We start from the raw sequence: 6,614 nt of genomic DNA, 5'->3' as shown, positions 1-6,614 counted from the left end.
CTCGGCGGCATCGGCGCCTTGCCCTGCTGGATCAGCGCGGCACGTTGCGCCACCGCCTGCGGCACCGCCGGACCGGCCGGCGTCGCACGCCCGGCGACGGCCGGTGCCAGGCTTCCCGGCGCAACGGCCGCAGCGGGTGCAGGCGGACGGTTGATGACGTTGTTGATCACCGTGGTGTTGTGGATGTTCTGGTAGATGATGTTGTTCGGCGGCGGCGCGACATAGACCGGCGGCCTGAAGAACACCGGGATTGGCACGAACACCGGCTGCGGCAGCACGAACAGGCCGACCACGGGAAGCGGCGGCGGCAGCACGACGAAGTCCGGCGGCGGCGGCGGCAGATAGTAGATCGGCGGCGGCGGTGGCGGCGCGAAACCGAACACGGGATCGCTGAACATCAGCACGGGACGATCGACATAGACCACCTCGTCCGGCGGCGGCGGCGGCACGTCGTAGTCGATCATCGCGAAAGTCGGCGGCGGCTCGACCGGCGCAGTCAGGATCGCGAGGCGGCGGCGCGCATCGCCCGCATGAGGTCCGCGCGGATAGCGACGCAGATACGACCAATAGGCCTCGGGCGTGTCGGTGCGATAGGTCCGCCGCCAAGTGATGGCCTCGCGCCGCGCCGCCACGATCGCCATCACGCGCTTGGAGAGCGGGTCGCCGGGATAGGCGGCGAGAAACTCCTCATAGGCGGGCAGCGTGTCGCGCTCGAGCGCAGCGGCATAGGCGTCCTGCACGCCGAGATCGCGGATCGGCTTGTTGCGGAGCGCGGCGACCTGGTCCGGGCCCGCCTCGGGCGGCGGCGCGTCCGGGCCTCGCTCGAAGAAGCTGAACTGCGCGCTGATCTTCTGCTCGTCCCAGGGCACCTGCGCACCCTTGCTGTTCTCGTTGACACGCAGGCGAACGCGGTCGAAGACCTCCGGCAGCGACAGGCCGCCGGTGCGGATCATTTCGGCCAGAGACTGTGCGTAGATGCCGTAGGGGCCGGGCTCCTCGGGAGCCACCGTGCCGGGCGCCGCGTTGAAGGCGACCAGCATGTTCGGCTCCGGCTCGACCAGCGCGAGTCCGCTGGCGATCGACTGGCCACCCTCGACGAAGGGCTGCGCCCGGGCAGCGTCGAGCACCACGATGTTGGCCTTGAGCGGAATCGCGGCCAGCTGGCGGACATAGTCGCTGACGCGCAGGCCTTCGGTCGGAACGTCGGTGTCGCGCGCGATGTTGGAATCGACCGGGATGAAATAGTTCTCGCCGGCAAGCTGGATCCCGTAGCCGGCCAGGTAGATCATCGCGACGGTGCCCGGGCCGGAGGCCTGCGCCTTCTGGATGAAGTCGCGCAGGCTCTTGCGCAGCGTATCGCCGTCGAGATCGCGCGCGCCGACCACATCGAATCCCGCTGCCTGCAGCGTTTGCGCGATCAGGCCGGCATCGTTCGCGGTCGTCGCCAGCGGCGACTTGGCGTAGGCGCCGTTGCCGACGACGAGCGCGATGCGCTTTTCCTGCTGCTGCGCATGAGCCGCTTCCGGCGAGCCGGCGGCAACGAACAGGATCGGCAGGAGAAGGCAAATGAAGGTCTTGAGAGTCCCACGCATGGCTTGCTTGCCCGCAATTGTTGTTGAAACGCCAGCTCGCATGAGACGCACGGCCGGCTGAACGGCAGTTGAACGAAAGGCTGGGATTGAGGCGGCGGCATGGCGCCGGGCTCCGGCGTCAGCCCCGCGTCAGCTTCAGGATCACGACGGCGGCGCGCAGTTCACCCCTGCGCGACCAGCTCCACCGTTCCCGTCGCGAGCCGGTAGATGCCGCCCACGACCTTCAGCTTGCCCTGCTCCACGGCGGCATTGAGAATCGGCGCGGCCGATTTGAGCTTGGCGACGTTGTCCACGACGTTCTGCCGGATCGCACTGTCGAGCACCTCCCCGCCCTGCTGCATCGCCACCTTGGCCGACGGCGCGATCGCGTCGACCAGCGAGGGAATATGACCCGGGGGCGACTTGCCATCCTTGAGCGCCTTCAGCGTCGCATCGACCGCACCGCAACTGTCGTGCCCGAGCACGAGGATCAGCGGCGTGCTCAGCACCGCGACCGCATATTCCATGCTGGCGACGGTCTCGGTGCCGGCGAAATTCCCGGCGACGCGGCAGACGAAGAGATCGCCTCGGCCGGTATCGAAGGCGTATTCCGGCGCGATGCGAGAATCGGCGCAGCTCAGCACGGCCGCGAACGGATTCTGTCCGCCGGCCAGCGCCTCGCGCTCATGCTTGAAATCGTGTCGGCGCGACACGCCGCTGACATAGCGCGCGTTGCCTTCGATCAGGCGCTTCAGCGCCGCATCGGGCGCCACCACGTTCTGCGGCTTGGGGGGCGCCTTGGCTTCCTTCGCGAGCGCGCGACCAGTGAAGGCCACGCCGAGCGCGGAGGCGGCAAACAGCATCGCCGTTCGCCGCGATGGCGTCTTCCAGGTCCAATCGGATTCACGGCACGTGTCGCACATGTCCCGCCTCCTCCCAGCGCCACCGCTCGCTTCCGCGGCGGACGACCTGCATTCTCGCGATCATAGCTGCGATGGCCCGGCGAAACCAGACCGCCGCGCACGGCATGCGCCATGCGGCCGATCGTCGGTCAGAGCTGTTGCACGTCCACGACGCCGGCAACCGCCTTGATGGCGCCGGCGATCTGCGGCGACACCTTGAAACGGCCGGGCAGCTTCATCTCGACCTCGGTCTCGAGGTCGAGCATCATCACCAGCGAGACCTCGCCGTCGCCATTGGAGCGCGGCGCGATGCCGGGACTGCCGACCTTCGGCGCAGCGCCGTTGGCCGGAGCCATGTCGGGACCGGCGAGGCGCCTGGCGATCGACTCCAGAGGCTTGGTGTCGCGCAGGAAAATGCGCAGCCCCTTCTGGGTCTTGGCGGCCGCGTCGTCCAGCGGCTCGGCATGCAGCACGCGTGCGCGGACGTCTTCGCCCTGCAGCTCGGCCCCGAGCTGTAGCAGCACGGCGGCACCCGGCTCCAGCACGTCGCGATATTGCGCGAGGCCCTCGGAGAACAGCACCGCCTCGAAATGGCCGGTCGGATCGGACAGGCCCATGATGCCCATCTTGTTGCCGGTCTTGGTGCGCCGCTCCATGCGCGAGACCACGGTGGCCGCGACCTTGCCCGCGGTCGCCCCGGTCTTCACCGCGCGCGAGAATTCGGCCCAGCTCTGCACCCGCAGCCGTTTCAGGACGGTGGCGTAATCGTCGAGCGGATGGCCGGACAGGAAGAAGCCGATCGCGTCGTATTCGCGGCGCAGCCGCTCGGCCGGCAGCCAGGGCTCGACCTGCGGCAGCATGATGCTCGGCGCATCGGCGGAGCTGCCGAACATGTCGTTCTGGCCGATGGTCTCGGCCTGATGCGCGCGCTGGCAGGCGGCGAGGATCGAGTCCGCGCCGGCGAAGACGCGGGCCCGGTTCGCATCCAGCGTGTCGAAGGCGCCGGCAGCGGCGAGACTTTCGATGATGCGCTTGTTGATCGCACGCGGATTGACCCGCGCGGCGAAGTCGGCGAGCGAAGTGAACAGCCCGCGCTTGGTGCGCTCCTCGATGATCTGCTCGATCGCCTGGATGCCGACGCCCTTCAGCGCCGCCAGCGCATAATAGATGACCTTGTCGCCGACCTCGAAGGTCGCCCCGGACCGGTTGATGTTCGGCGGCTCGACCTTGATGCCGAGGCGCTGCGCCTCGGAGCGGAATTCGGAGAGCTTGTCCGTGTTGTTCAGATCGAGCGTCATCGACGCCGCGATGAACTCCACCGGGTAATGCGCCTTCATGTAGGCGGTGTGGTAGGACACCAGCGCATAGGCCGCCGCGTGGCTCTTGTTGAAGCCGTAGTCGGCGAATTTCGCCAGCAGCTCGAAGATGGTCTCGGCCTGCCCCTTCGGCACGCCGTTCTTCACCGCACCCGCGACGAAGATGTCGCGCTGCTTGTCCATCTCGGCGCGGATCTTCTTGCCCATGGCGCGGCGCAGCAGGTCGGCGTCGCCGAGCGAATAGCCCGACATCACCTGCGCGATCTGCATCACCTGTTCCTGGTAGATGATGACGCCGAAGGTCTCCTTCAGGATCGGCTCCAGCACGGGATGGAGATATTCGGGCTCCTCGTCGCCGTGCTTGCGCGAACAATAGGTGGGGATGTTCGCCATCGGACCCGGGCGATAGAGCGCCACCAGCGCGATGATGTCCTCGAAGCGGTCGGGGCGCATGTCGACGAGCGCACGCCGCATGCCCTGGCTTTCCACCTGGAACACGCCGACCACTTCGCCCCGCGCCAGCATCTGGTAGCTTTCGGCATCGTCGATCGGCAGCGTTGCGAGATCGATGTGGATGTCGCGCGGCTTGAGCAGCTTGCACGCGACGTCGAGCACGGTCAGCGTCTTCAGGCCGAGGAAGTCGAATTTCACGAGGCCGGCCGGCTCGACCCATTTCATGTTGAACTGGGTCACCGGCATGTCCGACTTGGGATCGCGGTACATCGGCACGAGTTCGCTCAGGGGGCGATCGCCGATCACGATGCCGGCCGCGTGCGTCGAGGCGTGGCGGGTCAGGCCCTCGAGACGCTGGGCGATGTCGAAGGCGCGCGCCACCACAGGGTCTTCGTCGCGGAAGGCCTGGAGCTTGGGCTCGCTCTCGATCGCGGCGGCGAGCGTCACCGGCGCGGCCGGGTTCTGCGGCACGAGCTTGGTGAGCTTGTCGACCTGGCCGTACGGCATCTGCAGCACGCGGCCGACGTCGCGCAGCACGCCGCGCGCCTGCAGCGTACCGAAGGTGATGATCTGCGCGACCTGGTCGCGGCCGTAGCGCTGCTGCACGTACTGGATCACCTCGCCGCGGCGGTCCTGGCAGAAGTCGATGTCGAAGTCCGGCATCGAGACACGTTCCGGATTGAGGAAGCGCTCGAACAGCAGGCCGAACTTGATCGGATCGAGATCGGTGATGGTCAGCGCCCAGGCGACCAGCGAGCCGGCGCCGGAGCCGCGGCCCGGTCCGACCGGGATGCCCTGCGACTTCGCCCATTTGATGAAGTCGGACACGATCAGGAAGTAGCCCGCGTACTTCATGCGCATGATGACGTCGAGCTCGAACGCCAGGCGCTTGTTGTAGTCCTCCTCGCTCGTGCCCTGCGACAGGCCATGGACGCGCAGGCGATTGGCGAGCCCCTCCTCCGCCTGCCGCTTCAATTCGGCGGCCTCGACCGCGGCCGCATCGGAGCTGCCGGCGGCGCCGACCGTGAAGAACGGCAGAATCGGCTTGCGCGTCATGGGGCGGAACGAGCAGCGCTCGGCGATCTCCACCGTCGAGGCCAGCGCCTCCGGAATGTCGGCGAACAGCACCGCCATCTCGGCGCGCGTCTTGAAGCGGTGATCCGGCGTGAGCTGCACGCGATCGGTCTCCGCGATGAGCCGGCCGCCGGCGATGCAGAGCAGCGCGTCATGCGCCTCGTAGTCGTCGGTCGCGGCGAAATACGGCTCGTTGGTGGCGACCAGTGGCAGGCCCTTGCCGTAGGCGATGTCGATCAGCGCGCTCTCGATGCGCCGCTCCTTGTCCAGACCATGGCGCTGCAGCTCGATGTAGAGGCGATCACCGAACAGGCCGGCGAGACGTTCGCAGCGCAGGGCCGCGACCTCGGCCTGCCCCGAGGCGAGCGCCAGCGAGATCGGCCCGTCCGGCCCGCCCGTCAGCACGATCAGGCCTTCGGTCTCGCCTTCGAGCCAGTCGAACTTGATGTGCGAAGCGTGGGTGTCGGGCGTCTCCAGGAACGCGCGCGAATTGAGCCGCATCAGGCTGCGATAGCCGCGCTCCTGCGCCGCCAGCAGCACCACGCGCGCAGGCGGCAGCGCGTTGCGCGCGTTGGGATCCTGATCGCCGAAATCGATCGCCAGCTCGCAGCCGACGATGGGCTGGATGCCGGAGCCCGCCATCTTGTCGGAGAATTCCAGCGCACCGAACATGTTGTCGGTGTCGGTCAGCGCCAGCGCCGGCTGATGGTCCTTCTTGGCGAGCTCCGCGAGCTTGGCGATCTTGATCGAGCCCTTGAGCAGCGAATACGCCGAGTGAACGTGAAGGTGGACAAATCCGGCGCTCGGCATGGTCGCGTAACGGCCTCTTGCAGGTGGGATGAAGCGGTCGCCGGCATCATGCGCTGGTCCGGCCGACTCGCATCACAATGGTGGGGTGTCGCAGCGGCAGAGTCCACGCCGGAGCGGCCGATCCGGCACGCCGTCCTGCTTTTCCCCAACAGCCCCCATCCCAACGGCACCCACGATGAGATCCCGGGAGGTCCCGACCATCGGTTTTGTAAACCGCAGGTCTAGAGCTGGGGAATCACCTGCGCCCAGATCGCGATCATCCCGACGAACAGCGTGATCGACGCCAGGGCGGCCGCTTCTTCCACGAAAATCCTGAACATGGCTTGCTCCATCGCTAGAACGTATGAAGAACATTGTTCTCATTTCGTTCTCGGGAGTCAAGCCGTCGCGGACATCGCCGAGGAGAATGGTTAACCCGCTGGATTCAAACAACAAAAAAGCCCCGGCCGGGGCCGGGGCTTTCGAGGCGCGCTTCCTGCGAAGCGGCT

At 67.3% G+C, this 6,614-nt stretch carries 3 protein-coding genes; all 3 read right to left on the bottom strand.

Annotated features, from left to right (window positions below; translation table 11 throughout):
* Positions 1-1,592 (bottom strand): caspase family protein (locus QM712_RS29920; protein ID WP_415026747.1); only part of this gene is annotated, 1,592 nt, incomplete at its 3' end.
* Between the two features lie 161 nt (positions 1,593-1,753).
* Positions 1,754-2,494, bottom strand: a complete 741-nt coding sequence (locus QM712_RS29915) for a carbonic anhydrase (RefSeq protein ID WP_415026746.1) — start codon at positions 2,492-2,494, stop codon at positions 1,754-1,756.
* 128 nt (positions 2,495-2,622) lie between these two features.
* On the bottom strand, positions 2,623-6,126 hold the full coding sequence (dnaE, locus tag QM712_RS29910) for a DNA polymerase III subunit alpha (protein ID WP_415026745.1): 3,504 nt from the start codon (positions 6,124-6,126) through the stop codon (positions 2,623-2,625).
* Between the last annotated feature and the right edge of the window lie 488 nt (positions 6,127-6,614).

The organism is Bradyrhizobium sp. (genome assembly GCF_047605465.1).
In the GTDB taxonomy this organism is placed as follows: Bacteria; Pseudomonadota; Alphaproteobacteria; order Rhizobiales; family Xanthobacteraceae; genus Bradyrhizobium.
Note: the sequence above shows the minus strand (reverse complement) of the source record. Positions and strands in the feature narration are given on the sequence as shown.

Excerpts from the sequence above, each read along its gene's own strand:
- QM712_RS29915 (WP_415026746.1), bottom strand. The coding sequence starts at position 2,494 with ATGTGCGACACGTGCCGTGAATCCGATTGGACCTGGAAGACGCCATCG.
- dnaE (WP_415026745.1), bottom strand. The coding sequence starts at position 6,126 with ATGCCGAGCGCCGGATTTGTCCACCTTCACGTTCACTCGGCGTATTCG.